Annotated in this window: 21 protein-coding genes and 3 tRNA genes; 13 read left to right on the forward strand and 11 right to left on the reverse strand. The window is 60.5% G+C overall.

What is annotated here, in order from left to right:
- Positions 1-261 precede the first annotated feature (261 nt).
- Both ID864_RS06390 and ID864_RS06395 read right to left on the reverse strand, forming a co-directional pair.
- Positions 262-337, reverse strand: a tRNA-Gly gene (locus tag ID864_RS06390).
- A gap of 200 nt (positions 338-537) precedes the next feature.
- Positions 538-1,005 (reverse strand): nucleoside deaminase, encoded by a 468-nt coding sequence (locus ID864_RS06395; RefSeq protein WP_048917409.1) that lies wholly within the window; start codon positions 1,003-1,005, stop codon positions 538-540.
- Between the two features lie 110 nt (positions 1,006-1,115).
- Between ID864_RS06395 and cynR the strand changes: the two genes are divergently transcribed.
- Complete coding sequence (gene cynR, locus ID864_RS06400; RefSeq protein WP_048917410.1) at positions 1,116-1,994, forward strand: transcriptional regulator CynR; 879 nt, start codon at positions 1,116-1,118, stop codon at positions 1,992-1,994.
- 82 nt (positions 1,995-2,076) lie between these two features.
- Here cynR and ID864_RS06405 read toward each other — a convergent pair.
- The 3 genes from ID864_RS06405 to orn all read right to left on the reverse strand — a co-directional run bounded on the left by ID864_RS06405 (position 2,077) and on the right by orn (position 2,982).
- Positions 2,077-2,152, reverse strand: a tRNA-Gly gene (locus tag ID864_RS06405).
- A 33-nt stretch (positions 2,153-2,185) separates the two neighbouring features.
- Positions 2,186-2,261, reverse strand: a tRNA-Gly gene (locus ID864_RS06410).
- A 175-nt stretch (positions 2,262-2,436) separates the two neighbouring features.
- Entirely contained in the window at positions 2,437-2,982 is a 546-nt protein-coding gene (gene orn / locus ID864_RS06415) for an oligoribonuclease (protein ID WP_048917432.1), read from the reverse strand.
- A 101-nt stretch (positions 2,983-3,083) separates the two neighbouring features.
- Between orn and rsgA the strand changes: the two genes are divergently transcribed.
- From rsgA to mscM, 3 genes are all read left to right on the forward strand, one after another.
- Positions 3,084-4,145 carry a small ribosomal subunit biogenesis GTPase RsgA gene (gene rsgA, locus ID864_RS06420; protein WP_048917411.1) on the forward strand — a complete coding sequence of 354 codons (1,062 nt, stop codon included), beginning with the start codon at positions 3,084-3,086 and terminating at the stop codon, positions 4,143-4,145.
- A gap of 97 nt (positions 4,146-4,242) precedes the next feature.
- Positions 4,243-5,142 (forward strand): archaetidylserine decarboxylase, encoded by a 900-nt coding sequence (gene asd, locus ID864_RS06425; protein ID WP_099753549.1) that lies wholly within the window; start codon positions 4,243-4,245, stop codon positions 5,140-5,142.
- 9 nt (positions 5,143-5,151) lie between these two features.
- Positions 5,152-8,487 (forward strand): miniconductance mechanosensitive channel MscM, encoded by a 3,336-nt coding sequence (gene mscM, locus ID864_RS06430; protein ID WP_048917413.1) that lies wholly within the window; start codon positions 5,152-5,154, stop codon positions 8,485-8,487.
- Positions 8,488-8,569: 82 nt separating this feature from the next.
- Here the strand turns inward: mscM and ID864_RS06435 are convergent, their stop codons facing one another.
- Positions 8,570-9,754: a LysR family transcriptional regulator gene (locus ID864_RS06435; RefSeq protein ID WP_048917433.1), complete on the reverse strand. Its 1,185-nt coding sequence runs from the start codon at positions 9,752-9,754 to the stop codon at positions 8,570-8,572.
- A 165-nt stretch (positions 9,755-9,919) separates the two neighbouring features.
- Between ID864_RS06435 and galB the strand changes: the two genes are divergently transcribed.
- The 8 genes from galB to ID864_RS06475 all read left to right on the forward strand — a co-directional run bounded on the left by galB (position 9,920) and on the right by ID864_RS06475 (position 17,418).
- A complete protein-coding gene (galB, locus tag ID864_RS06440; protein ID WP_048917434.1) occupies positions 9,920-10,660 on the forward strand; it encodes a 4-oxalmesaconate hydratase in 741 nt (246 codons plus the stop codon).
- Complete coding sequence (locus tag ID864_RS06445; RefSeq protein ID WP_048917414.1) at positions 10,657-11,370, forward strand: 4-carboxy-4-hydroxy-2-oxoadipate aldolase/oxaloacetate decarboxylase; 714 nt, start codon at positions 10,657-10,659, stop codon at positions 11,368-11,370. Before galB ends, ID864_RS06445 begins: the two co-directional genes overlap by 4 nt.
- Positions 11,371-11,373: 3 nt before the next feature.
- A complete protein-coding gene (locus tag ID864_RS06450; protein WP_191149582.1) occupies positions 11,374-12,462 on the forward strand; it encodes a 4-oxalomesaconate tautomerase in 1,089 nt (362 codons plus the stop codon).
- A gap of 4 nt (positions 12,463-12,466) precedes the next feature.
- Positions 12,467-13,351, forward strand: a complete 885-nt coding sequence (locus ID864_RS06455; RefSeq protein ID WP_191149583.1) for an NAD(P)-dependent oxidoreductase — start codon at positions 12,467-12,469, stop codon at positions 13,349-13,351.
- Positions 13,352-13,500: 149 nt separating this feature from the next.
- Positions 13,501-13,956 (forward strand): GlcG/HbpS family heme-binding protein, encoded by a 456-nt coding sequence (locus ID864_RS06460; RefSeq protein WP_099753553.1) that lies wholly within the window; start codon positions 13,501-13,503, stop codon positions 13,954-13,956.
- Positions 13,957-13,972: 16 nt separating this feature from the next.
- On the forward strand, positions 13,973-14,500 hold the full coding sequence (locus tag ID864_RS06465) for a sugar dehydrogenase complex small subunit (RefSeq protein ID WP_048917417.1): 528 nt from the start codon (positions 13,973-13,975) through the stop codon (positions 14,498-14,500).
- Positions 14,493-16,094, forward strand: a complete 1,602-nt coding sequence (locus tag ID864_RS06470; protein ID WP_048917418.1) for a GMC family oxidoreductase — start codon at positions 14,493-14,495, stop codon at positions 16,092-16,094. The genes ID864_RS06465 and ID864_RS06470 overlap by 8 nt, the downstream gene beginning before the upstream one ends.
- A 52-nt stretch (positions 16,095-16,146) precedes the next feature.
- Positions 16,147-17,418 carry a cytochrome c gene (locus ID864_RS06475; RefSeq protein WP_224750440.1) on the forward strand — a complete coding sequence of 424 codons (1,272 nt, stop codon included), beginning with the start codon at positions 16,147-16,149 and terminating at the stop codon, positions 17,416-17,418.
- Here the strand turns inward: ID864_RS06475 and idnR are convergent.
- From idnR to idnD, 4 genes are all read right to left on the reverse strand, one after another.
- A complete protein-coding gene (gene idnR / locus ID864_RS06480) occupies positions 17,415-18,410 on the reverse strand; it encodes a DNA-binding transcriptional regulator IdnR (RefSeq protein ID WP_048917420.1) in 996 nt (331 codons plus the stop codon). The genes ID864_RS06475 and idnR overlap by 4 nt on opposite strands.
- A 70-nt stretch (positions 18,411-18,480) precedes the next feature.
- Positions 18,481-19,800: a gluconate:H+ symporter gene (locus ID864_RS06485; protein WP_048917421.1), complete on the reverse strand. Its 1,320-nt coding sequence runs from the start codon at positions 19,798-19,800 to the stop codon at positions 18,481-18,483.
- A gap of 51 nt (positions 19,801-19,851) precedes the next feature.
- Positions 19,852-20,616, reverse strand: a complete 765-nt coding sequence (idnO, locus tag ID864_RS06490; protein WP_048917422.1) for a gluconate 5-dehydrogenase — start codon at positions 20,614-20,616, stop codon at positions 19,852-19,854.
- 9 nt (positions 20,617-20,625) lie between these two features.
- The gene (gene idnD / locus ID864_RS06495; protein WP_191149584.1) at positions 20,626-21,657 is read right to left on the reverse strand and encodes an L-idonate 5-dehydrogenase; all 1,032 of its coding nucleotides are present in this window, start codon (positions 21,655-21,657) and stop codon (positions 20,626-20,628) included.
- 243 nt (positions 21,658-21,900) lie between these two features.
- Here idnD and ID864_RS06500 point away from each other — a divergent pair, with 243 nt between their 5' ends.
- The gene (locus ID864_RS06500; protein WP_191149585.1) at positions 21,901-23,910 is read left to right on the forward strand and encodes an NADPH-dependent 2,4-dienoyl-CoA reductase; all 2,010 of its coding nucleotides are present in this window, start codon (positions 21,901-21,903) and stop codon (positions 23,908-23,910) included.
- Positions 23,911-23,950: 40 nt separating this feature from the next.
- On the opposite strand, the gene ID864_RS06505 is transcribed toward ID864_RS06500, so the two are convergent.
- Entirely contained in the window at positions 23,951-24,997 is a 1,047-nt protein-coding gene (locus ID864_RS06505) for a diguanylate cyclase (RefSeq protein ID WP_099753558.1), read from the reverse strand.
- Positions 24,998-25,017 lie beyond the last annotated feature (20 nt).

The following is a 25,017-nucleotide window of genomic DNA, read 5'->3' on the forward strand; positions in this document are numbered from 1 at the left end:
TAAAAATAAAAACTCGTTGTCATTCAAGCGTCACAGAAAGCACAAGCGATCCAGATAACATTTTGAAATAATCACAATAAACTTAAAATCAATGAGTTACACAAGTCATGTAAGATTTTGCTCATTTCAGCTGATAAGCGTGCGGCAACAGAAGCTGTGGATAAGTCTGTTTAGAAAATTATTTCAGAGAGGGTAAATGAGCGAGCGCACGGCGTCTGGCGCTGTGGATAAGTATGGGGCTAAATGAGAAAAAATTTTATTTGGAGCGGGAAACGAGACTCGAACTCGCGACCCCGACCTTGGCAAGGTCGTGCTCTACCAACTGAGCTATTCCCGCTTAGGAGTGGTGCTGCTTTACTGCGCTAAAAACCTGTAAGTTATTGATTATACTGATTTTTAACCCTCTCTTTCTGAGGAGAGGTCGCCATTATGTACCTGTTTAATGGTGCTGGCAAGCGTTGCGTCAAAAAAAATTCATGTTGCACACAAATGCAACAGCACGCACTGCGCCTGCCAGCGGGCTGGCCAGCTGACTGGTTACTGAGAGTTCAGCTGTTGCCAGCGCTGATAAACCTTAATTGCCTCGCCACTCTTCTGCTGAACCATCGGCAGCCGGCGCTGGGCAATCGGCTTGCTGTACTCAGCATAGAAGGTATCCAGCTCAAAGTACTTGCGGTCATCCTGGTAGAATGGCGCGTAGTCTTCGCGCGTGGTGAGATAGACCACTTTTTTCGGGCTGCAGTAGTAGAGCGAACCCAGGCACATCGGGCACGGGCTGGCGAGAATATAAATTTCGCAGTCGGTCAGGTTTTCCGTGCCCAGCTTAGTGCAAGCTTCACGAATTGCGAGGATCTCCGCATGCGCGGTCGGATCGCTGGTCTGCGCAACTTGATTGGCGCTTTCTGCAATCACTTCGCCATTGCGCACAATCACCGTGGCAAACGGGCGCCCGCCCTCTTCAACGTTTTTCAGCGCCAGGTCAACGGTGCGTTGTACAAAATCCATGATCTTCTCCTCATTAGCAGTAGTGACAGCACTGAGGTTAAGCGCGCATTGGTATAATGTAAAAGTCGCATTTATAATCAATGCTATAAGCTGAAGTTATAGGAAGTGGTATGCTGTTGCGCCATATTCACTATTTTCTGGCCGTGGCCGAGCACGGCAGTTTTACCCGTGCTGCCAGCGCGCTCTACGTCTCCCAGCCCGCCCTGTCCCAGCAGATTAAACAGCTGGAGGAGACGCTCGGGGCGATACTGTTTGACCGCTCCGGCCGCACAGTACGCCTGACCGATGCCGGTGAAGTGTATGCCCGCTATGCGCAGCAGGCGCTGCGCGAGCTGTCGGCGGGCGAACGGGCTATCCACGACGTCGACAACCTCAGCCGAGGCGCGTTGCGCATCGCCATCAACCCGACGTTTACCGGCTACCTGCTTGGTCCGCTGGTGGCACGCTTCCATCAGCAGTATCCGTCGATTACGCTGGCGATCCGCGAGATGCCGCAGGAGCAGATGCAGCAGGATCTGCTGGCTGACCGGCTGGACCTGGCGCTGGGGTTTGCCGACGGCGTGCAGGCGGATATCGACGCCCAGCCGCTGCTGAGCGAGACGCTGGCGCTGGTCGTTGCCCGCCATCATCCGCTGGCCATTGAGAGCCAAATCGGGCTGAGCGCGCTTAACGACCTGCATCTGGTGCTGCTGACGCCCGAATATGCCACCCGCGAACAGATTGACTATTACTGCCGCCAGCACCAGCTGCGGCCAAAGGTGCAGATGGAAGCCAGTTCGGTCAGTGCGGTGGTGGAGATCGTGCGGCGCACGCAGCTGGCCACGCTGTTACCGGCGAAGATTGCACGGGAAAACGGGGAGCTGAAGGCGGTTGCACTCTCCCCTTCTCTGCTGGAGAGAACGGCGGTGCTGCTGCAAAGAAAAGGGGGCTATCAGACGGCGGCGGCGCGGGCGTTTATCGACCTCGCCAGACTGAGCTTTGCCCGCTAAGCCGCGCGAAAAACAGGCATAAAAAAAGAGCCTTGCGGCTCTTTCTTTAATTGCTTACAGACCGGGATCTGCAAACTGAATTTGGAGCGGGAAACGAGACTCGAACTCGCGACCCCGACCTTGGCAAGGTCGTGCTCTACCAACTGAGCTATTCCCGCTTGGGTGGTGCTGATACGGCTAAAAACGTAATTTGGAGCGGGAAACGAGACTCGAACTCGCGACCCCGACCTTGGCAAGGTCGTGCTCTACCAACTGAGCTATTCCCGCTCTGCGTAACGATGTAAATTCTTCACCGGTACGGGGTGCGCATTATACGAGGATTTTATCCTGTAGCAACCCTGTCCCGCTAAAAATTTTCACTTTTACGTCTGACTGCCGATTAAAACAGCGTAATGGGGTTTTAATCGGCAATCTGGCGCGAAAACAGCCTGCTTTCAGGCAATTAAAGCTGAATAAAATGTTCGCGGTAATAGGCCAGCTCGGCCACGGATTCGCGAATATCGTCCATCGCCTGGTGGGTACCCTGCTTTTTAAAGCCTGGCAGGATCTCCGGCTTCCAGCGACGCGCCAGCTCTTTCAGGGTGCTAACGTCGAGATAGCGATAATGGAAGTAGGCTTCCAGCTCCGGCATATATTTGAACAGGAAGCGGCGATCCTGGCCGATGCTGTTGCCGCAAATCGGCGAGCTGTTGTGCGGCACCCACTGTTTAAGGAACTCAATCGTCGCCAGCTCGGCGGCGCGGTCATCGTACTGGCTGGCCTTGACGCGTTCCACCAGGCCACTGTGGGTATGCGTATTGACGTTCCACTCATCCATCAGCGCCAGCTGCGCGTCAGACTGATGCACGGCAAACACCGGGCCTTCCGCAAGGATGTTTAAATCGGCATCGGTCACCAGCGTGGCGATCTCAATAATCCGGTCCTGCTCCGGGTCCAGCCCGGTCATCTCAAGGTCAATCCAAATCAGGTTATTAGCATTAGCAGTCATATCGGGTCTCACGGTGTTGAGCGGCATTGTTCACAATTAGCGTGTATGATAGACGTTTTGCCCTGCCAGGGCGAAATATGCCGAACAGGGTGTGAGGAACAGTGACTAAAAACAAACTATCCAAAGGTCAGCAACGTCGCGTAAGTGCCAACCACGATCGTCGCCTGAAGCAGCGTGCTGATAAACCCGAGCCAGATGACAATCTGTTCGGGGAAGCGCGTGATGGCGTGGTGATCAGCCGTTTTGGTATGCACTGCGATGTGGAAGATGCGGATGGTTCAGTTCACCGCTGCAACATCCGCCGTACTATTCGTTCGCTGGTGACCGGGGACCGCGTGCTGTGGCGCCCGGGTGCTGAAGGCGCAGCCACGGTCAAAGGCATTGTTGAAGCCGTCCACGAGCGCACCTCGGTGCTGACCCGCCCTGACTTTTATGACGGCGTGAAACCGATTGCCGCCAATATCGATCAGATCGTGGTGGTCTCGGCCATTCTGCCCGAGCTGTCGCTGAACATTATCGACCGCTATCTGGTGGCCTGCGAAACGCTCGGCGTGGAGCCGCTGATCGTGCTGAACAAAACCGACCTGCTGGATGAGGATGGCCGCAGGTTCGTTGACCAGCAGATGGATATCTATCGCCATATTGGCTACAAGGTGCTGATGGTCTCCAGCCATCGCAAAGAGGGTCTGACGGAGCTGGAAAGCGCGCTCACCGACCGTATCAGCATCTTTGCCGGGCAGTCGGGCGTGGGCAAATCCAGCCTGCTGAATGCGCTGCTGGGGCTGGAGCTGAGCAGCGCGGAGATCCTCACTAATGACGTCTCCGATAACTCGGGCCTGGGCCAGCACACCACCACCGCATCACGCCTGTACCACTTCCCGCACGGCGGCGATGTGATTGACTCGCCGGGCGTGCGGGAATTTGGTTTATGGCATCTGGAGCCGGAACAAATCACCCAGGGATTTGTCGAATTCCGTGACTATTTAGGTGGCTGCAAATTCCGCGACTGTAAGCATGACACCGACCCCGGCTGCGCCATCCGCGAAGCGGTGGAAAAAGGTGAGATCGACGAATCGCGTTTTGTTAACTATCACCTGATTCTGGAAACGATGTCTGAAGTGCAGGCGAAAACGCGCCGCAACTTTACCACGGACAAAGACTGACCGGGGCGCGCCCGCAGGCAGGCAATAGCCTAATCCTGCCGGCGCTGCTACAATCCGCCCCCTTTTATCGAGTGTCTTGCCAAGCCAGGAGGCTAACGTGTTAGATCGTATTAAACTCGGCCTGAATAATGTATTGCCTAAAAAAGCCCTGACTGAACTGGCAGGCTGGGGTGCCAGCAAGCGTGCAGGATGGCTGACCAAAGCCGTTATCGATGCTTTTGTCTGGTATTACAAAGTGGATATGAAAGAGGCGCAGAAACCCGATACCGCCAGCTATCGCACGTTTAACGATTTCTTCGTGCGCCCGCTGCGTGACGATGCCCGCCCGATTGAGACTGACCCAAACCTGCTGATCCTGCCTGCCGATGGCGCCATCAGCCAGCTGGGCCGCATTCACGGCGACCAGATTTTCCAGGCGAAGGGCCACACCTATTCGCTGGAAGCGCTGCTGGCCGGAAACGCCGCGATGACCGATATGTTCCGCGACGGCGAGTTCGTTACCACCTACCTGGCCCCGCGCGACTATCACCGCGTGCATATGCCGTGTAACGGGATCCTGCGCGAAATGATCTACGTACCGGGCGACCTGTACTCGGTAAACCCGCTGACCGCGCAGAACATTCCCAACCTGTTTGCCCGTAATGAGCGCGTCATCTGCCGCTTCGATACTGAAGTTGGCCCGATGGTGCAGATTCTGGTGGGCGCCACCATTGTCGGCAGTATTGAAACCGTCTGGTCCGGCACCGTGACCCCGCCGCGTGAAGGCGTAATCAAGCGCTGGAGCTGGCCGGGTGCTGACGAAGAAGGCGCCGTGGTGCTGCTGAAGGGCCAGGAGATGGGCCGCTTCAAGCTGGGTTCCACGGTGATCAACCTGTTCGCGGCGGGTAAAGTGAAACTGGCAGAGAGCCTGGCGGCAGAGAGCAAAACCCGCCTTGGCGAAACGCTGGCCATCGCACTCCAGAAAGAGAGTGCGGAAGACGTCCTCCATCACCCATAGCAGAGCGCCATGTCACGCCTGATCCTCACGCTTTTGTTAGGCTGGAGCTTGCTCCAGCCGGTTTATGCCGCCAGCGCACCGGATGCCGCGCAGATCAAACAGGAACTTGATGAGGCAAAGTCAGACAAAACCACCGCGAATCAGGCGGAACTTGTCGCCGCCCTGCAGGGCACGATTAACTGGCTGGATGAGCGCGAGGAGTCCCTTCAGCGCTCAAACGATTACCAGCAGGTTATTGATGACTTCCCTAAGCTCTCGCGCGAACTGCGCCAGCAAATCGTCAATCTGACCGACAGCAGCAGAACGCTGCGCAGCAATATGAGCGCGGCCGATCTCGATCAGGAGATCCTACAGGTCAGCAGTCAGCTGCTGGAAGAGAGCCGCCAGGCGCAGCAGGAGCAGGACCGCGCGCGCGAAATCAGTGACTCCCTTTCCCAGCTGCCGCAGCAGCAGACCGAAGCGCGCCGCGCGCTCAATGAAATCGAACGCCGCCTGCAGGGGCAGCCCGCTGCCACCACCCCGCTCGGCCAGGCTCAGCTGGCACAGCGCCAGGCGGAGTCCGCCGCGCAGAAGGCCCGCGTTGACGAGCTGGAGCTGGCGCAGCTGTCGGCCAACAATCGTCAGGAGCTGGCGCGTATGCGCGCGGAAGTCCACCAGCGCAAGTCCGCCGAGCTGGATGCCTACCTGCAGGACCTGCGCAATCAGCTCAACGGCCTGCGTCAGCGTGAAGCGGAAATGGCGCTGGCGCGCACCGAACAGCTGGCGGAAAACAGCGGCGACATGCCCAAAGGTATCACCGATCAGTTCCGCGTCAACCGCGAGCTCTCCGCCGCGCTGAACCAGCAGGCGCAGCGCATGGATCTGGTGGCCTCGCAGCAGCGCACCGCCGCTAACCAGACGATTCAGGTGCGCCAGGCGCTGAGCACCATCCGTGAGCAATCACAGTGGCTCGGCGTCTCGAACGTGCTGGGGGAAGCGCTGCGCGCTCAGGTATCACGCCTGCCGGATATGCCTAAACCACAGCAGCTCGACAGTGAAATGGCCCAGCTGCGCGTGCAGCGCCTGCACTATGAAGATCTGCTGGAGCGCCAGCAGTCGCTGCGCCAGCTGCGTCAGGACGATAACAGTAACCTGACCAACGAGCAGAAACGCATCCTCGAGGCGCAGCTGAAAACCCAGCGTGAGCTGCTGACCTCCCTGCTCTCCGGCTGCGATAACCTGATTCTGGAAGTCACCAAGCTGAAAGTGGGCAACAGCCAGCTGGTGGATGCGCTGAACGAAGTCAAAGAAGCCACCCACCGCTATCTGTTCTGGACCGCCGACGTCAGCGCGCTGAGCTTCAGCTATCCGCTTGATTTAGCGCGCGATCTGCAACGCCTGCTGTCGCTGGATACCCTCGGCCAGCTCGGCGGGGCGATGGTGATGATGGTCACCAGCCGTGAAACCGTGCTGCCGATCATCGGCGCGATCCTGCTGGTCGGCTTTAGCATCAGCTCGCGCCGCCACTTCCGCCGCTTCCTTGAACGTGCCTCCAGCAAAGTCGGCAAAGTCACGCAGGACCATTTCAGCCTGACGATGCGCACCGTATTCTGGTCAATACTGGTGGCATTGCCGCTGCCGGTGCTGTGGGCCGCGCTCGGCTACGGTTTACAGCACGCCTGGCCCTATCCGATTGCCGTGGCGATTGGCGATGGCGTCACCGCCAGCGTGCCGCTGCTGTGGGCGTTTATGATCAGCAACAGCTTCGCCCGCTCTCAGGGGCTGTTTATCGTTCATTTCCGCTGGCCGCAGGCGCGCGTGGCGCGTGCGATGCGCTTTTACACGCTGTGCATCGGGCTGGTGGTGCCGCTGATCATGCTGCTGATCGCCTTTGATAACCTCGAAGACCGCGAATTTTCGGCCACCCTCGGTCGCCTGTGCTTTATCCTGATCTGTGGCGCTCTGAGCATGGTGACCGTCAGCCTGAAACGCGCCGGTATTCCGCTGCACCTGGATAAAGAGGGTAACGGCGAGAATTTTATTAATAACGTGCTGTGGAACGCGATGATCGCCATTCCGCTGCTGGCGGCGCTGGCTTCCTGCATCGGCTATCTGGCCACCGCCCAGGCGCTGCTGGCCAGGCTGGAAACTTCGGTGGCGATCTGGTTCCTGCTGCTGGTGATTTACCACATTATCCGCCGCTGGATGCTGATCCAGCGCCGCCGCATCGCCTTTGATCGCGCCCGTCAGCGCCGCGCCGAGATTCTGGCACAGCGTGCACGCAGTGAAGAGGAGCTGACTGCGCAGCAAACCGCTGCCGATAATATCGATGTGGAAGAGCCGGTGATCGACCTTGATGCCATCAGCGCACAGTCGCTGCGGCTGGTGCGCTCGATCCTGACGCTGATCGCGCTGGTGTCGGTGATCGTGCTGTGGTCGGAGATCCACTCTGCCTTCGGCTTCCTCGAAAACATCCGCCTGTGGGATGTCAGCACCACCGTGCAGGGGGTGGAGAACCTGCAGCCGATCACCCTCGGATCGGTGCTGATCGCCGTGCTGGTGTTGATTATCACCACCCAGCTGGTGCGCAATATGCCTGCCCTGCTGGAGCTGGCGCTGTTGCAGCACCTCAGCCTGACGCCGGGTACCGGGTATGCCGTCACCACCATCACCAAGTATCTGCTGATCCTGATTGGCGGGCTGAGCGGCTTCTCCATGCTCGGCGTCGACTGGTCGAAGCTGCAGTGGCTGGTGGCGGCCTTAGGGGTCGGGTTAGGGTTTGGTTTGCAGGAGATTTTCGCCAACTTTATCTCCGGCCTGATCATCCTGTTTGAGAAACCGATCCGCATCGGCGATACCGTCACTATCCGCGACCTCACCGGCAGCATCACGCGCATCAATACGCGTGCGACCACGATTACCGACTGGGATCGCAAAGAGATTATCGTGCCGAACAAGGCCTTCATCACCGAGCAGTTTATCAACTGGTCGCTGACCGATCCGGTGACGCGCGTGGTGCTGACCATACCCGCTGCGGCAGAAGCCAACAGTGAAGAGGTCACCAACGTGCTGCTGACCGCGGCACAGCGCTGCAGTTATGTGCTCGATACGCCGCAGCCGGAAGCGTTCCTGGTGGATTTACAGCAGGGTATTCAGCTGTTTGAGCTGCGTATTCACGCCGCTGAAATGGGGCACCGCATGCCGCTGCGCCATGAGCTGCATCAGCTGATCCTGCGCGGTTATCATGAGCACGGGCTGGAGATGCCGTTCCCACCGTTCCAGGTACGCATGGAGACTATCGGTCGTAAAACGCCGGCCAGCAACGGCGCGCCGGCGGCGAGAAATTATAAGTCAGGCGGATTGTGATTTAAGCATGTCGCGGCTGCCCATGAAATATCCCCGACTTCGTTCGCTCAACGTGCGCTAACCGGTCAGAGGGAGGGCTAATTCAGGGTGCACACACCTCGCGCAGACAGCGGATTAGCGCATCGGCTGCCGGGGAGTGCAGGCAGCCGGCGCGCACCGTCAGCCCGATGGCGCGCTCGGTATCCGGCAGCGGTACCGGCAGCGCCACCAGCGCGCCGGAGGCCAGCTCAACTTCCAGCTGATGCGCGGAGACCGCCGCCAGCATATCAGACTGCATCAGCAGCCCGCGCACCAGCGCCAGATCGCCGGTTTCCACCACCGGATTAGGTGCCGGGATGCCCATTGCCTGAAAGCTGTTGTCCAGCAGATGGCGGGCAGGCGTTGCCGAACGCGGCAGCACCCAGCGCGCCGCCCGCAGATCGGCGCTGGAGATGTCACGCCCCACCAGCGGATGATCGTGGCGCGCCAGCAGCACCATGCGCTCGGAAAACAGCGTTTCACGCGTCACGTCGAGCGCCTCTTCATCACGCCGCAATGCCCCAAAGATAAAATCGATATCGCCGGAGCGCATCTCAGAGGCCAGCACGCCAAACGCGCTTTCGCTGGTCACCACCCGCACGCCAGGGTAGCGCGCCGTCAGCATCACAATCGCCTGCGGCAGAATGCGCGTGCGCCCCAGCGGCAGAGCACCGACCCGCACCGTCCCCTCCAGCACCCCGCTGCGGGCGGCGATATCAGCCGGAATATGGCGCAGTTCATTCAGCGCTCGCCGCACGTTAGGCTCTATTTCACGCCCGGCCAGCGACGGCATCATGCCGTGTGGGGTGCGCTCCAGCAGTGCGACGCCCGCGCCGTTTTCCAGCACGCGCAGCGCTGCACTCACCGCTGGCTGGCTCAGCCCGAGCCGGGCTGCCACTGTCTGCATATGCCGCGTCTGGCACAGGGTGATAAAAATTTGCAGGCGACGCACGTTGAATAACCACAGCGGCTCCGCGTCGCTGCGCAACCCCGCGCGCCCGTGCAGTTTTGCCAGCCGCTGCGGCACCTGATGCAGTTCATCAATTGCCCGTAGCGCGCGCGGCAGCACGCATTTGCCGAGGTCGGTCAGCATCATTCCCCCGGCGTGACGCTCAAATAACGTCACGCCTAAAGTGAGTTCGAGATCGCGAATTGCACGGGTTATTGCCGACTGGGTGCGAAATAATTCATCCGCAGCACGGGAGACACTCCCCTGGGCGACCACCTGACTGAATGCTCTGATTTGCATCAGGTTTGTCAGTTCCTGCGTTGCATTTTCCACTCTGATTCCCTGCCTGTTTTCGCCACCGTCCGAAGTTGCAATATAAATAAAACGCATACCCGCTGCAATCAAATGAATTATCGCCACCGCGCCGGCGGTGACAGCATGGAAAAAAACAGCGGAGGAAGTGCCATGACTGAGAACACCCCAAAAAAAACCGCGCTGGTGGTTAGCGCCCACTCGGCAGATTTCGTCTGGCGCGCGGGTGGGGCCATCGCTCTGCACCATGCCCGGGGCTATGACGTCCACGTGGTCTGCCTCTCATTTGGCGAGCGTGGCGAATCGGCCAAGCTGTGGCGCAAGGGTGAGATGAGCGAGGCCAAAGTGAAGGCGGCCCGCCGCAGCGAAGCGCAGGCCGCAGCGGAGATCCTCGGCGCCAGCATCGAATTTTTCGATCTCGGCGACTACCCGCTGCGCCCCGATAAAGAGACGCTGTTCCGTCTGGCGGACGTCTATCGCCGCGTGCAGCCGCACTTTGTGCTGACGCACTCGCTGCAGGACCCGTACAACTATGACCATCCGATGGCCACGCATCTGGCGCAGGAAGCGCGCATCATCGCCCAGGCCGAAGGTTACCGCCCGGGCGAGAAGATCATCGGGGCACCGCCGGTCTACTGCTTTGAACCGCATCAGCCTGAACAGTGCAGCTGGAAGCCGGACGTGCTGCTGGATATCACCACGGTGTGGGACAAAAAATATCAGGCCATCCAGTGCATGGCCGGGCAGGAACATCTGTGGGAATACTACACGCGGGTGGCGCAGCAGCGCGGCGTGCAGGCCAAGCGTAACGTCGGGATTACCAGCAGCCGCGACATCGTATACGGCGAAGGCTACCAGAGTATCTTCCCACGCGTGACGGAGGATCTGGCATGAGCATCATCGGTAAAAAGGGCGTCGTCGTGCGCCAGATCCCACGCGCAGCCAGCAGCGACATTGACGCGCTGGCCCGCTCCGGCGTCGCCACCGTCCATGAGGCCCAGGGGCGAAAAGGGTTGCTGGACCCGGCCATCCGCCCCATCCAGCAGGACTGCGGCATCGCCGGGAGTGCAGTCACCGTGCTGGTGGCACCGGGTGACAACTGGATGTTCCACGTGGCGGTAGAACTCTGCCAGCCGGGGGACGTGCTGGTGGTTGCGCCCACCTCTCCGTGCAGCGACGGCTACTTCGGCGATCTGCTGGCGACCTCATTGCAGTCACGCGGCGTGCGCGGGCTGGTGGCAGACCTTGGCGTGCGTGATACCCGCACGCTGCGCGCCATGGGCTTTGCCGTCTGGTCGCGGGCCGTGTATGCGCAGGGCACCGTGAAAGAGACGCTCGGCTCGGTCAATGTGCCGCTGGTGTGCGCCGGGCAGCCGATCTGGCCCGGAGATGTGATCGTCGCCGATGACGACGGCGTGGTGGTGGTAGCGCGCCGCGAAGCCGCCAGCGTGGCGGAAAAAGCGCAGCAGCGCGAAGCGCTGGAAGAGAGCAAGCGCGACCGCATGGCGGCAGGCGAGCTGGGGCTGGATATCTATCAGATGCGCCCGCGCCTGGCGGAAAAAGGGCTGCGCTATGTCGACACGCTTGAGCAACTGGAGGAGTAACCCATGCGCCAGCGCCGCATCCCCTGTTTACTGATGCGCGGCGGCACCTCAAAAGCCGCCTGCTTCCTGGCAGACGATCTGCCATCGGATCCCTCCGTGCGCGACCGGGTGCTGCTGGCGGTCATGGGCTCGCCCGATATCCGCCAGATAGACGGTCTGGGCGGCGCCGATCCGCTCACCAGCAAAGTGGCGATCGTCAGCGCTTCCCGCCGTGACGATGCGGATGTCGACTACCTGTTTGCCCAGGTCAACGTCGATCGGCCTTACGTTGATTACGGGCAGAACTGCGGCAATATTCTCGCCGCCGTGGGGCCATTCGCCGTTGAGCGTGGGCTGGTGACGGCGGGCAGTGAGCGTACCCGCGTGCGCATCTTCATGCAAAACACCGGGCAGATTGCCGAGGCGGAATTCGCCACCCCAGGCGGCGAGGTCGACTATGACGGCGATCTGCGCATCGATGGCGTACCAGGCACCGCGGGCGAGATCGCCCTTACCTTCGAAGAGATTGCCGGATCGAGCTGCGGGGCGCTGTTGCCGACCGGCCAGCCGCGCGATCGCTTTGACGACGTCGACGTCACCTGTATCGATAACGGCATGCCGGTGGTGCTGCTGCGCGCTGCGGATGTGGGCCGCAGCGGCTATGAGAGCCGTGAGCAGTTGGATAACGACAGCGAGCTGAAGCAGCGGCTGGAGTCGATTCGCCTGCAGGCCGGGCCGCGCATGAATCTGGGCGACGTCAGCCAGCGTACGGTGCCGAAAGTCACCCTGCTGGCCGAGGCGCGCCACGGCGGTGCTGTCAGCTCGCGCACCTTTATTCCGCACCGCTGTCACGCGTCGATTGGCGTGCTCGGCGCGGTCAGCGTCGCCAGCGCCTGCCTGATCCCGGGCAGCGTTGCTGACGGGCTGGCGCGCATCAGCAACGCCCCCCAGCAGCGCCTGAGCGTGGAGCATCCCAGCGGTGAGTTCAGCGTGCTGCTGCAGCGCGCTGGCGATAATCCGCTGGCGGGCTGCGGGCTACTGCGCACCGCGCGCGCCATTTTTGCCGGGGAAGTCCTCATCCCTGCGGCTGTCTGGCCGCTGAGCAAGGAGTAGCGTTATGAACATCACCTTTATCGGTTTTGGCGAAGCGGGCGGCATCCTGGCCCGTGACTTACAGGCGCAGGGCCATGTGCTGACGGTGTGGGACCGTAAAGCGCTGGAGGCGCAGAGCCTGCCCGCGCTGCGGGAAAAAGCGCTGCAGAGCGGCGTGCGGCTGGCGCCCTCGCTGGCTGAGGCGTTGCAGAGCGCCACGCTGGTCTTCTCCACGGTCACCGCATCCCAGGCGCTGGGCGTGGCGCAGCAGGCCGCGCCGCTGCTCAAGGCCGGGCAGCACTTCCTCGATCTGAATTCGGTGGCCCCGCATACCAAACGCGCGGCGGCCGACGCGGTGGGTGCGCACGGGGCCAGCTATATCGACGTCGCCGTGATGGCCCCGGTGCCGCCAAAACGCCTTGCCACGCCGCTGCTGGTCGGCGGAATTCAGGCTGAGGCAGTTAATGCCCTGCTGCTGCAGCTCGGTCTTAACAGCCGGCTGCTGGGCAGCGAAGTGGGGGAAGCTTCGGCCATTAAGATGTGCCGCAGCATCATGATCAAAGGGCTGGAAGCCCTGACCACTGAGTGTCTGAGCGCGGCGCGGCAGTACGGCGTCGAGCAGGCGGTGCTCGACTCACTGCACGCCAGCTTCCCTTCGCTCGGCTGGGATGGACAGCTGCCGCACTACCTGATTAGCCGCGTGGCGGAGCACGGCCAGCGCCGCGCCGAAGAGATGCAGGAAGTGGTGAAAACCCTGCGCGACGTCGGGGTTCCACCCGCCATGAGCGCGGCCATCTTCACAACCCAGCAGGGGCTGGTGGACGCACTGCAGGCGCGATCGCTGGAGTATCAGCAGCTCACTCCGTTTGTCTGGCAGGAGACGCTGGATAAGATCTATCCAGCACAATGAGTTATGTGGATAGAGGCATGAGTTTTGTTTATCGCGCGTTGCCTGGCTATGGGCAACGGCGTAGCGTAACGGCGACGAGATGGTCGTCTGAAAAAAATAAATACCGGGGCCAGTGCGCTCACCGGTGAATGGATATCAGGAAGCAATGTATGAAACTTAGAGCATCTGTAACCCTCTCCCTACTCCTGGCGGCTGGCATTGGCCAGGCCGCAGCGGCGCAGCTGGACGCCTCTCACGCTGACCAGGTGATCGCCAGCGTGAAAAACAGTATCAGCGCGCAGCACAGCACCGGCTGCGTCGCCGTGGTGGATGCCAGCGGCACGCTGCTTGCCTTCCAGCGCCTGGATGGCGCCTCGCCGGGCTGTGTCGATGCGGCAATCGGTAAAGCGCGCACCTCCGCGCTGTATCACGCCCCCTCGCTGAAATTTATGCAGCGCTTGCAGAGTGGCGAAACCACCGTGCTGGCTATCCCGCATGCCATCGCACTCGGCGGCGGTTATCCGCTGGCTCTGCAGGATGAAGTGGTCGGCGCCGTCGGCGTCAGCACGCCGAAACAGGAGCTGGACAATCAGGCTTCAGAGGCTGCCGCTCAGGCACTGAAATAACGCCAGGGGAATTCTGATGATAACTCTCTCACGCCGCCGGTTACTGACCGGCACGGCGGGCCTGCTGGTGGCTGGCGTCCTGGCTCAGGTGCTGCCCGCCAGCCTGGCCTTTGCCAGCCCTCCGCTGGCCGCTGCGGTGGCACCGTCCGCCAGTTTTCGCGCCATCTCCGTCAGGCTGACCGCTTTTGATCAGCCGGATGCCCTGCTGTCCCAGCGCCTGTACAGCTGGCTGCATGACCATTTCCCCCTGTTGGACAGCCAGCTGGATACGCTCAACACGCTGCTGCAACAGCAGCCTGACGCCAACGGCAGCGCCCTGTTAACGCTGCTGGCGGCGCAGCCTAAAGCGCTGAACGACCTCTATCAGGCGCTGGTTTCCGGCTGGTATCTCGGCGTGGTCGGCCCGCTGCCGCGCCCGCAGTGTATTGCCTTTGAAAATATTGCCAGCTATCGGCTGGTTCGCGATTCCCTGTTACCGCCGAGCTATGCGCCGGGGCAACCTGATTTCTGGACGCAGCCGCCAGCAAGGAGAGCACATGTCTGATTCATTAAGCGCCGATGTGGTGGTGATTGGTGCCGGGATTGCCGGTTCGCTGGCGGCACTGAAGATGGCCAAAGCGGGCGCTTCGGTGCTGATGCTGGAGTCCGGGCCGGAGATTAAGCGCGACGAAGCGGTGGAGTATTTTCGCAACTCGCCGTTTAAAGGCGACTTTACCGAACCCTTCCCGCCGCAGCCGTGGGCACCGCAGCCGAAGTTTATTCCTGCCGATAATAACTACCTGATCCAGAAAGGGCCGGACCCCTATCGCGCCCAGTACCTGCGCGGCATCGGCGGTACCACCTGGCACTGGGCAGGCCAGGCATTTCGCCTGCTGCCGAACGATATGCGCATCCACTCTCTGTACGGCATCGGGCGCGACTGGCCCATCAGCTACGCCGAACTGGAGCCGTACTACTGCGACGCCGAATACCAGATGGGCGTCTCCGGCGACAGCGATCTGGCGTCGCCGCGTTCGCGCCCCTACCCGCTGCCCGGCATTCCGCTGCCGTACGGCTTCGAACGCCTCAGGCAGCGCCTCGGCCCGCTGGGCTATGAGGTGGGTATTGGCCCGCAGGCGCGCAATAGCATCGCTTACGATGGCCGCCCAGCCTGCTGCGGCAACAATAACTGTATGCCGGTCTGCCCGATCGATGCGCAGTATCACGGCGGTATTTCGGCGCGTAAGGCGCTGGATGCCGGGGTGAAAATCGTTGCCAATGCGGTGGTGTTCCGCATTGAAGCTGATGACAAAGGGACCATCCAAGCGGTGCACTACCTCGATCGGAACAAAGTGCGCCATCGCGTCACCGGTAAACAGTTTGTCCTGACGGCCAACGGTATTGAAAGCCCGAAAATTCTGCTGCTCTCCACCAGCGAACGCTACCCGGACGGCATCGCCAACAGCTCCGGCATGGTCGGGCGCAATCTGATGGATCACCCGGGATCGTCGGTGGAGTTCTACGCCGATGAGCCGGTGTGGTTTGGCCGCGGGCCAATGCGTCCGGGCAGCATCAATAATCTGCGCGACGGGGATTTCCGCAGCGAGCGCTCGGCGCTGCGCATCGACCTCGCCAATACCTCGCCGGTGCGCTACCTCACCGAACGGCTGGTGCGCCAGGGCTACTACGGCAAAGCGCTCAACGACAAGCTGGCCTTCCAGTCCGAACGCTTTGTCCAGCTGAAGTGCCTGCTGGAAATGCTGCCGGAACCGCAGAACCGCGTCACGCTCAGCAAAACCGAAAAGGATGCCTGGGGCATTCCGCGGCTGGAGGTCTACTACAGCTTCCCGGAATATGTGCATCGCGGCTATGACCAGTCGATGATCGACTTCCAGCGCATGGTGAAGGAGATGGGCGGCAGCGAGGCGATCTACAGCAAGCGCGGCGTTTACGACAATAACCAGCACATTACCGGCACCATGATCATGGGCAGTAATCCGCAGGATTCCGTGGTGGACGGCCACTGCCGCACCCACGATCACCCGAACCTGTTTATTGCCGGAACCGGGATCATGCCGTCAGCCTCGACGGTGAACTCAACGCTGACCGGAACCGCGCTGGCACTGCGTATGGCCGACACCGTTCTTTCCAGCCTGTAAGGAGCACCCGATGAAAATTGTTTTAAGCACCTTCGTCATCGCGGTGGCCCTGATGCAGTGCGCAGCGGCGCAGGCGGCAGACAACAGCGCGCTGATCAAGCGCGGCGAGTACCTGGCGCGGGCGGGCGACTGTACCGCCTGCCATACCGCCACCAACGGCCCGCTGTTTGGCGGCGGCTTTGCCGTCAGCACCCCGTTTGGCCAGATCTGGGGTAGTAACATCTCTTCCGATAAGCAGTACGGCATCGGCAGCTGGAGCGACGACCAGTTTGTCGCGGCAGTGCAGGAGGGCATCGGCAAAAATGGCGAGCAGCTCTACCCGGCGATGCCTTACGACTCCTTCACCAAAATGAAGCGCGAGGATGTGCTGGCGATTAAAGCTTACCTGATGTCGATGCCTGCGGTGCATCAGGCGTCACCGCAGACCGACCTGCCGTTCCCGTTCAATCAGCGCTGGGGGATGCGCTTCTGGAAGTGGTTCAACTTTGATCGGGGTGAGCTGCAGAACGATGCGCAGCAGAGCGCACAGTGGAATAACGGCCGCTATCTGGTTGAGGCGCTGGCGCACTGCGGCACCTGCCATACGCCGCGCACTCTGACGATGGGCATGGATAACGATAAACCGCTGGCAGGCGGCGATCTGGGCGGCTGGCTGGCGTACAACATCACGCCGGATAAGCAGGCCGGGATTGGTGACTGGAGTCAGCAGGAGCTGGTGACCTACCTGAAAACCGGCTTTGTCGCCGGAAAAGCCAGCGCCTCCGGCCCGATGGCGGAAGCTATCGAGCACAGCCTGCAGTACCTGCCGGAGAGCGATCTTGAGGATATTGCCACCTATCTCAAGAGCGTGAAGCCTCAGGGGGATAAGCAGCAGACCCGGGCGCGGGACAGCTGGGGGCAACCGTCGAATGCGCTGATTACGCTGCGCGGTGCGGATGCCGCCACGCGTGATGCGCAGCCGGGTGCGGTGGTGTTTGCCGGCAACTGCGCCAGCTGCCACGGCGCGGACGGAGCGGGTTCGGGCAAAGGCTTCCATGCCTATCCATCGCTGTTCCACCACACCAGCACCGGCGCGGCCGATGCGCGTAACGTGGTGTCGGTAGTGCTGAACGGCGTGCGCCGCCACATGGCCGAAGGCGAGATCTTCATGCCCGCCTTTGCCCCGGAGCTGAGCGACCAGCAGGTGGCCGACGTCAGTAATTTTGTCAGCCAGCAGTTTGGTAACCCGGCGGCGGCAAACGTCAGCGCGAAGCAGGTTAATACGCTGCGCGAGGAGGCCAAACTGGCCTCGCCACCGGTTTTCCAGCAGGGCGATAAGCCTTAAATGGTCTCACCCATAAAGATCTGATAGCTGAGATCGACCGAGTCGGCGACAAAATGACTGTCGCCGATTTTTTTTAGCAGCAGCTCCGCGGCGGTGTAACCGATCGCATAACGCGGGGTGATGACGCTCGCCATTGTCGGGTACATTTCGCGGCTGATATCCAGCCCGTGAAAGCCGGCGATGGCAATACGCTGCGGCACCGCAATGCCGTGACGCTGGCAGTGCAGCAGCGCACCGAGCGCCAGATCGTCATTGGTGCAGAACACCGCATCAAGGTCGGGATGCCGCTCCAGCGCGCTGGCGAGCATCGCCGCCCCCAGCTTCTGCGAGGAGATCGCCTTTGGATTGATGCGCAGCCCCACCCCGCCGTGCTGCTCCATCGCCTGGCAGTAGCCCTGATAGCGAAACTCATCGCGCCGGTCATCCTGCGAGCCAAAGTAGATAATATTGCTGCGCCCCTGGTCGAGCAGCACCCGCGTCATATCGTAGCCCGCGCTGAAGTTATTAAAGCCAACCTGCATATCCAGACAGCCGCCTTGGGTGTCCATCACTTCAACAATCGGGATCTGCGCCGCACGCAGATATTTCACCGCACGCAGGGTGTGATCCTTCTCGCTCAGCAGAATGCCGTCGATGTTGTACGACAGCAGATTGATGATCTGCTCCTCTTCCGTCTGCCTGTCGTAGTTGTAGTTGGCGATCAGCGTCTGGTAGCGGCCCTCCTTGGTCGCCGCTTCAATGCCGCTCAGCAGGTCGGCGAAGATCTGATTTTTAAACGAGGGGATCAGCACGCCGAGGGTGTAGCTTTTCGAACTGAGCAGCATCTCCGGCGCGCGGTTGGGAATGTAGTTTATCTCTTCGATGATCTGCGCGATTTTCGCCCCGGTCTGCGGCGAAACGCGGTCGGGGGTGCGCAGATAGCGGCTTACCGTCATTTTGGTTACGCCAGCAAGCGAAGCGATGTCCTGCAGGGAGATTCGGTGCGCGCGCATCAGGGTTCCGTGATTAAATGTGAAAAGGGGCGACCAGAAAATCGGTCGCCCCCTACTGTACAGCACAGGATTAATGAATAATCGCGTTCAGGATCAACACCCCTGCCAGGCCGAGGAAGGAGATCAGGGTTTCCATCACCGTCCAGGTTTTCAGCGTTTCGACCACGCTCAGGTTGAAGTAACCTTTGAACAGCCAGAAGCCCGGGTCGTTAACGTGGGAGGCGATAACGCTACCGGAGCCGACCGCCAGCACCATCAGCGCCGGGTCGGCGTGGGTGATAGCGATAATTGGCGTGACGATACCCGCGGTAGTAATCGCCGCCACGGTTGCTGAACCCAGCGCGATACGCAGCATCGCCGCGACCGTCCAGCACATCAGCAGCGGAGACAGCGACGAGCCTTTCATCATATTGGCGATGTAGTCGCCCACGCCGCTGTCGACCAGCACCTGCTTAAAGGCACCGCCACCGGCGATAATAAAGACGATCATGGCAATGGCGGCAATCGACGAACCGCACATCTCCATCACCTCTTCCATCTTGCGTCCGTTCCGCAGGCCGAGGGTGAAGACGGCAATCACCACCGAGATAAACAGCGCCACCGCCGGGTTGCCGACAAATTCGAAGAACTGGCGCAGCACGTTCTCTTTCGGCGTGGTCAGCTCAAACACCGCCGCCACCGCCATCAGGATCACCGGGATCACTGCGGCAAAAATGCTGGTCCAGAAGCCCGGCATTTCGTGGTCTTCGAAGATTTTCGGGTTATACAGCCCTTCCGGCGGCGATTTTTCAAAGCCTTTGAGGAATTTAGAGAAGATTGGCCCGGCGATAATCACCGTCGGGATGGTGATGATCATGCCGTACAGCAGCGTGGTGCCGAGATTGGCGCCAAAGATGGTGGCGATCGCCGTCGGGCCCGGGTGCGGCGGCAGGAAGCAGTGGGTGACCGACAGCGCGGCAACCATCGGCAGGCCAACGTACAGCATCGGCATACCCGATGCGGCAACCACGGTAAACACCAGCGGCAGCAGCAGCACGAAGCCGATTTCATAGAACATCGCCAGGCCGACGATCAGCCCGGTGACCATCAGCGCCCACTGCACGCGCTGCTTGCCAAACGAGGCGATCAGCGTGGTGGCAACGCGCTGCGCGGCCCCGGTGTCCGACACCAGTTTCCCCAGCATCGCCCCGAATCCGAGGATCAGCGCCAGGCTGCCGAGCGTGCCGCCAACCCCCTTCTGGATTGAGGCGATAACGGCCAGCGGCGTCATCCCTTCCGCCATCCCCACCACGGCGGAGACAAATATCAAGGCGATAAAGCCGTTGACCTTGAAGACGATCATCAGCACCAACAGCAGGATTACGCCAATAGCTATTATTGTAATGGGCATAAAGCACTTCCTTTAAGGTAGAGGTAGGTACAGGTGAATAAGTTGTAGCTGTTACACCGCCACTCGCATGCCACCATCGACAAAAAGTAAGTGGCCGTTCACAAAATCAGAGGCTTTCGATGCCAGGAACACCGCCGCCCCGATCAACTCCTCCGGGTTACCCCAGCGCGCCGCCGGGGTGCGCTTGCACAGCCAGGAGGTGAAGGCTTCATCATCCGCCAGTGCCTGGGTCATTTCGGTTTTGAAATAGCCCGGGGCAATGCCGTTGACCTGAATATTGTGGCGCGCCAGCTCCACGCACATGCCGCGCGTCAGCATGGTGACCGCCCCTTTCGACGCGGCATACGGCGTAATGGTGTCGCGCCCCAGCTCGCTCTGCATTGAGCCGATGTTGATAATTTTACCTTTCTGGCGCGTGACCATCTGACGGGCCACCGCCTGCGAGACCAGGAACACCGCCGTCTGGTTGACCGCAATCACCTCGTTCCAGTCCTGCTCCGGGAATTCGAGGAACGGGCGGCGGCGCTGGATCCCGGCGTTATTCACCAGCACGTCAATCGGGCCTATTTCACTCTCAATCTTCGCTACCGCCGCGTTCACTTCGGCGGACTGGGTGACGTTAAAGGCCACCGCGTGGGCCTTAAAGCCCTGCTGTTGCAGCTCGGCGGCGGCTCTCTCTGCGCCCTGTTGCGTGGTGGCGTTGATAATCACCTCTGCCCCGGCTTCGCACAGGCCCTTCGCCATCAGAAAGCCGATGCCGCGAGCGGAACCGGTGATCAGCACGCGTTTGTTTTCCAGCGAGAAAAGTGTGGTCATGGTCATCCCTTAAAAAGTTAGCTGCACTTTGGCGGCTTTGCTCTTGTCACCGGCAAACTGCAGCGCCGCATCGATATTCTGGTAGTCATAGGCACCGCTAAACAGCGGCAGTGGGTTAACCGTGCCGTTGCCGAGCCACTCAACCGCCGTATTGAACTCGGTGGTGAAGCGGAAAGAGCCGACCAGATTAATCTCTTTGGCGATCAGCATCATGATCGGGAAGCCCGGTACGTCGCCGCCCATACCGACCTGCACCAGCGTGCCTTTGGCGCGGGTGACTTCCAGGCAGCGGGTCAGCGAGGAGGGATGGCCGGAGGCCTCAAACGACACGTCAAAATAGCCCTTATCCGCCAGGTAGGACGCAAAATCGCCGTCTGCGGCATGAATGGTGCGGGTAGCGCCCATGGCGGTTGCCATCTCCAGCGAGCGCTCGCTGACGTCGGCACAGACCACCTCCGCCGCGCCTTTGGCTTTCGCCGCGGCGGCAATCAGGCAGCCAATCGGACCCACGCCGGAGATAAACACTTTTTTGCCTTTCAGCGCGCCGCCCTGGTTGGCCGCGTGAATGCACACCGCCAGCGGTTCAGCGAACACCATAATGGTGTCGTCGGCGGCGTTGTCGTAGGGGATGCACTGCGCGCTGTCGACCACTTTGTACTGGGTAAAGCCGCCGTCCACGTGCGGGGTATACATCGCGCTGCCGAAGAAGCGCATGGTGGTGCACTGGTTATCTTCATCCGCCAGGCAATACTTGCAGCAGCCGCACGGCTTCGACGGGTTAACCGCCACTTTCTGCCCCTCTTTTAGCGCCGGGTTATCGCTTTTCACCACCTGGCCGATCACTTCGTGGCCGAGGATCATCGGCATCTTCACCGCAAAACTGCCGACTTTACCGTGCTGGTAGTAGTGCAGATCGGAACCGCAGATGCCGCCGCGCGTGATGCGCACCAGCGTGCCTTCGCCCTGGTAGTTGACCTGCTGGCTGATGACTTCAACCTGTTCTTTACCGTTAATCATGCAGGATTGCGTGATGGTGCTCATGACGTACCTCTAAATGCGTATCAGTTCAGCTGCCTATCAGACAGATGTTTAACTTGTAAAACTGTGAATCAGATCACCAAAATTCATGTTACTAAACCCATGTTACGCATAACGTGAAGCAGGTAGCCCTTTCAGGGTAGCGGGAATCAGTGGCGCGCATCACAAAGCCAATAACTGCACTTTCGTCACGGTCATATCACCGCTACAGTAGAACTCATCCGACCACTTCAGGAATCGCTGACGATGAGCGTCTCACTGTTTGCCCCCCTCGACCTGGGATTCACCCAGCTTAAAAACCGTTTTCTGATGGGTTCGATGCATACCGGGCTGGAAGAGCACCCGGATGGCGCGGCGCGGCTGGCCGCTTTTTATGCCGAGCGCGCCCGTGCCGGGGTGGCACTGATTGTTACCGGCGGCATCGCCCCCTCGCCGGAGGGGGGGGTGAGCAGAGGCGCTTCGGTGCTCAACGATGCGTCGCAGCTGCCGCATCACCGCGAAGTTACCGACGCGGTGCATCAGGCGGGTGGCAAAATCGCCATGCAGATCCTGCACGCCGGGCGCTACAGCTATCAGCCCGCGCTGGTCGCCCCTTCCGCACTGCAGGCGCCGATTAACCCGTTTACACCGCGCGCGTTAAGCCATGATGACATTGTCCAGCTGATCGCCGATTACGCCCGCTGTGCGCGGCTGGCGCAGCAGGCGGGCTATGACGGCGTGGAGATTATGGCCTCCGAAGGCTATCTGATTAACCAGTTCCTGGTGGCGCGTACCAACCAGCGCGACGACGAATGGGGCGGCGATGAAGCCCGCCGTCAGCGGCTGGCGCTGGAGATCCTGCGGGCGGTGCGCGCCGCCGTCGGTGAGGCGTTTATTATTATCTTCCGCCTGTCGATGCTCGACCTGGTGGAACAGGGCAGCACGCTGGAGCAGACCATCCGCCTGGCCAAAGCGGTGGAGCAGGCCGGTGCGACGCTGATCAACACCGGCATTGGCTGGCACGAGGCGCGCATTCCGACCATCGCCACTTCGGTGCCGCGCGCGGCGTTTGGCTGGGTAACGCAGACGCTGAAGCAGCATCTGCGCATCCCGCTGATTACCACCAACCGCATTAATCACCCGGACGTGGCGCAGGCGCTGCTGGACGAGGGCTGCGCTGATATGGTGTCGATGGCGCGGCCGTTCCTTGCCGACGCGGAGTTTGTGCTGAAAGCGCAGCAGGGGCGAAGCGATGAGATCAACACCTGCATTGGCTGTAACCAGGCCTGCCTCGACCAGATTTTCGTCGGCAAGCTGACCTCCTGCCTGGTGAATCCACGCGCCTGCCACGAGACCGAGCTGGTGATGACGCCCGCGCAGCAGATCAAACGCATTGCGGTGGTCGGTGCCGGGCCAGCCGGGCTGGCGTTTGCCGTTAACGCCGCGCAGCGCGGCCACCGGGTGACGCTGTTTGATGCCAGCCCGCAGGTTGGCGGCCAGTTCAATATTGCGCGTCAGATCCCCGGTAAAGAGGAGTTCAGCGAGACGCTGCGCTATTATCGCCGCCAGCTGGAGCTGCACCATGTTGTCCAGCGGCTGAATCACACGGCCCGTGCAGACCATCTGGCCGGGTTTGATGAAGTGGTGCTGGCGAGCGGTATCGTGCCGCGCACGCCGCAGATCCCCGGCATCGATCACCCTTCGGTGCTGAGCTATCTCGACGTGATCCGCGATAAAAGACCGGTCGGGCCGCGCGTGGCGATTATTGGCGCGGGCGGCATCGGCTTTGATACGGCGGAGTACCTGGCTGCCAGCGGCGAGCAGACCGCGCTGGATATCGCCGCATTTTGCCAGCAGTGGGGCATCGACCGCAGCCTGCAGCAGCCCGGGGGCCTGAAGCACCCGGTTCTGCCGCACAGCCGTCGTGACATCTGGCTGCTGCAGCGTAAACCCGGCAAGCCGGGCGCCGGGCTGGCAAAAACCACCGGCTGGATCCACCGCGCCAGCCTGCAAATGCACGGTGTGCAGATGTGGGGCGGCGTGCATTATCTGCGTATTGATAATGACGGGCTGCATATTCTGCGCGACGGCGAACCGCAGCTGCTGGCAGTCGATAACGTGGTGATCTGCGCCGGTCAGGAGCCCAACCGCCGTTTAGCCGATGCGCTGATGGCGCAGGGGAAGCAACCGCATATTATCGGCGGCGCGGATGTCGCCGAGGAGCTGGATGCCAGGCGGGCAATTGCCCAGGGCACCAGGCTGGGGCTGGCGATTTAGTGCCGGAATAGCGCGGGCCAGGCCGGATCCTGTCGGGTACTCAACTCGCCAGGATAACCTGGTCACGCCCCTGCTGCTTCCCTTTGTACAACGCTTGATCCGCGCGTAGCAGAGCGCTTTCAAAATCCTCCGCCGGGCGTATTTCGCTCACGGCCAGGGTTGCGGTGACGGTAATGGGCTTATCACCTGTCTGTCCGGCCCAATTGCGGATGCGCGACAGGATTTTATCCGCTACTGTCTCTGCCACTTGCGCCGATGTCAGGGGCATCAATATCAGAAATTCTTCGCCCCCCCAACGCGAAGCCACATCCGTCGTGCGCACATGACTGCCGATCGCCTCCGCGACGCGTTTGAGGATCAGATCGCCCCATTCGTGACCCAGGCGATCGTTAATCTGTTTGAAGTGATCGACGTCCAGCAAAATGATGGCTGTTGGCCCCGACTCAGATAATTGCCCGACCTCCTGCATGACCCGGCGGCGGGTGTAGAGATTGGTCAGGCTATCGCGATTGGCCGTGTGAAACAGTTTGGACTGCACAGAACGGGTGAAGCCCACGGATAAGGCGGTGCAGTGCAGCAGCACGCTAAGTGCGGCAAACACATTGATGACGCCGATCACCTCCAGCAACTGCCCCCCGACGCCAGAATTGATCCCCATGTGCCCTCGTAACGCAAACCCAGCCACCGAAACGGCAACGATGGCAAAATTAAGCATTAAACGTGGTACGGGTGCATGTTGAAAACTAAACGCGATAATCGGGATCAGGCAATACAGGTAAAAGTAAAAATTGCTGTCCCAACCCAGCTTCCAGGTCGCCAGCAGGGCATGCAGAATAATTTCTACACTCATCAATATGCCAGTAAAACTATAGCGACCTGCGCGTATCGCCTTCAGGCAGAACACATAAACGAAAATACTGACGACATTACCCGCTGCAAGGGAGGGAAATTGCAGCACGATAAACAGGATGAGAAATACGATGTGAATACCTAAGGCGAGCCACACAATGGGCACAATGTGCAGCCAGAACTGTCTGGTCGTTTCGCGCAGCAGTTGTGCGTTGTCACGCGACGATAGGGTATTCATCAGGCAGCCTCAGTGGGGGG

Source organism: Erwinia aphidicola (assembly GCF_014773485.1).
In the GTDB taxonomy this organism is placed as follows: Bacteria; Pseudomonadota; Gammaproteobacteria; order Enterobacterales; family Enterobacteriaceae; genus Erwinia; species Erwinia aphidicola.

Coding starts and splice junctions, on each gene's coding strand:
- ID864_RS06395 (WP_048917409.1), bottom strand. CDS start 1,005: ATGGATTTTGTACAACGCACCGTTGACCTGGCGCTGAAAAACGTTGAA.
- cynR (WP_048917410.1), top strand. CDS start 1,116: ATGCTGTTGCGCCATATTCACTATTTTCTGGCCGTGGCCGAGCACGGC.
- orn (WP_048917432.1), bottom strand. CDS start 2,982: ATGACTGCTAATGCTAATAACCTGATTTGGATTGACCTTGAGATGACC.
- mscM (WP_048917413.1), top strand. CDS start 5,152: ATGTCACGCCTGATCCTCACGCTTTTGTTAGGCTGGAGCTTGCTCCAG.
- ID864_RS06435 (WP_048917433.1), bottom strand. CDS start 9,754: ATGCAAATCAGAGCATTCAGTCAGGTGGTCGCCCAGGGGAGTGTCTCC.
- galB (WP_048917434.1), top strand. CDS start 9,920: ATGACTGAGAACACCCCAAAAAAAACCGCGCTGGTGGTTAGCGCCCAC.
- ID864_RS06445 (WP_048917414.1), top strand. CDS start 10,657: ATGAGCATCATCGGTAAAAAGGGCGTCGTCGTGCGCCAGATCCCACGC.
- ID864_RS06450 (WP_191149582.1), top strand. CDS start 11,374: ATGCGCCAGCGCCGCATCCCCTGTTTACTGATGCGCGGCGGCACCTCA.
- ID864_RS06455 (WP_191149583.1), top strand. CDS start 12,467: ATGAACATCACCTTTATCGGTTTTGGCGAAGCGGGCGGCATCCTGGCC.
- ID864_RS06460 (WP_099753553.1), top strand. CDS start 13,501: ATGAAACTTAGAGCATCTGTAACCCTCTCCCTACTCCTGGCGGCTGGC.
- ID864_RS06465 (WP_048917417.1), top strand. CDS start 13,973: ATGATAACTCTCTCACGCCGCCGGTTACTGACCGGCACGGCGGGCCTG.
- ID864_RS06470 (WP_048917418.1), top strand. CDS start 14,493: ATGTCTGATTCATTAAGCGCCGATGTGGTGGTGATTGGTGCCGGGATT.
- ID864_RS06475 (WP_224750440.1), top strand. CDS start 16,147: ATGCAGTGCGCAGCGGCGCAGGCGGCAGACAACAGCGCGCTGATCAAG.
- idnR (WP_048917420.1), bottom strand. CDS start 18,410: ATGCGCGCGCACCGAATCTCCCTGCAGGACATCGCTTCGCTTGCTGGC.
- ID864_RS06485 (WP_048917421.1), bottom strand. CDS start 19,800: ATGCCCATTACAATAATAGCTATTGGCGTAATCCTGCTGTTGGTGCTG.
- idnO (WP_048917422.1), bottom strand. CDS start 20,616: ATGACCACACTTTTCTCGCTGGAAAACAAACGCGTGCTGATCACCGGT.
- idnD (WP_191149584.1), bottom strand. CDS start 21,657: ATGAGCACCATCACGCAATCCTGCATGATTAACGGTAAAGAACAGGTT.
- ID864_RS06500 (WP_191149585.1), top strand. CDS start 21,901: ATGAGCGTCTCACTGTTTGCCCCCCTCGACCTGGGATTCACCCAGCTT.
- ID864_RS06505 (WP_099753558.1), bottom strand. CDS start 24,997: ATGAATACCCTATCGTCGCGTGACAACGCACAACTGCTGCGCGAAACG.